The sequence below is a fragment of the Pelagimonas sp. genome (assembly GCF_058892305.1).
On the sequence record NZ_JBZXVN010000087.1, the window covers coordinates 1 to 1066 of the forward strand.

The 1066-nt window shown below is 57.2% G+C and carries 1 protein-coding gene; it reads right to left on the reverse strand.

Annotated features, from left to right (window positions below):
• The coding region (rfbB, locus tag AC5EFR_RS23380) for a dTDP-glucose 4,6-dehydratase (RefSeq protein WP_493578090.1) at positions 1 to 1034 on the reverse strand (1034 nt) is incomplete at its 3' end.
• Between the last annotated feature and the right edge of the window lie 32 nt (positions 1035 to 1066).

Sequence of the window (1066 nt, forward strand, 5' to 3'; positions counted from 1 at the left end):
CCGCCCAAACGTTTTCCGACGCCGTCGCGGTTTTGGAGGGGGCGCCACCAGGCCTCGTTGTCGAGATACCATTGCACGGTCTTTTCCAGCCCTTCTTCAACCGTCACCGAGGGGCGCCAGCCTAGTTCATTGGCAATGCGCGTCGGATCGATGGCATAGCGTGCGTCATGCCCGGGGCGATCCCTCACAAAGGTGATCTGATCCGCATAAGACCCGCTCTCCTTGGGGCGTTTCGCATCGAGAATCCCGCATAGGGTTTGCACCAATTCAAGGTTCGAGCGCTCGTTTTCGCCACCAATGTTATAGCTTTCCCCCAACGGCGCATTCTGCAAAACCGTCAAAAGCGCATCGGCGTGATCTTCGACATAAAGCCAATCACGCACATTCGAACCATCGCCATAAATCGGCAGCGCTTTGCCCGCCAAAGCATTGAGGATCACAACCGGGATCAGCTTTTCGGGGAAATGATAGGGGCCGTAATTGTTCGAACAATTGCTGAGCACAACCGGCAGCCCATAGGTGTGATACCAGGCCCGCACCAGATGGTCGCTTGCCGCTTTTGAGGCGGAATAGGGACTGCGTGGGTCATAGGGCGTCTCTTCGGTGAACTGCCCCGTGGCCCCCAAACTGCCAAACACTTCGTCGGTGGAAATGTGATGAAAGCGGAAGCTCTCGGGCTTGTCCTGGGCCATCCAATATGTCCGCGCCGCTTCGAGCATATTGTAGGTGCCGGTGATGTTCGTCTCGATGAAATCGCCCGGACCGTCGATCGAACGATCCACATGGCTTTCGGCCGCCAGGTGCATCACCGCATCAGGCGCGTGTTTGGCAAACACCCCGTCCAGCGCTGCGCGATCACGAATATCCACCTGCTCAAACGCATAGCCCGGCGCATCCGCAACGCTGGCCACATTCTCAAGGCAGGCCGCATAGGTCAGCGCATCCAGGTTAACAACCTCGTGACCCGCACCAATCGCCTGACGCACAACCGCAGAGCCAATAAAACCTGCACCACCCGTTACCAATATCTTCATCTCTTAGCCTTCCCAATCAAACGGGCTCTCGA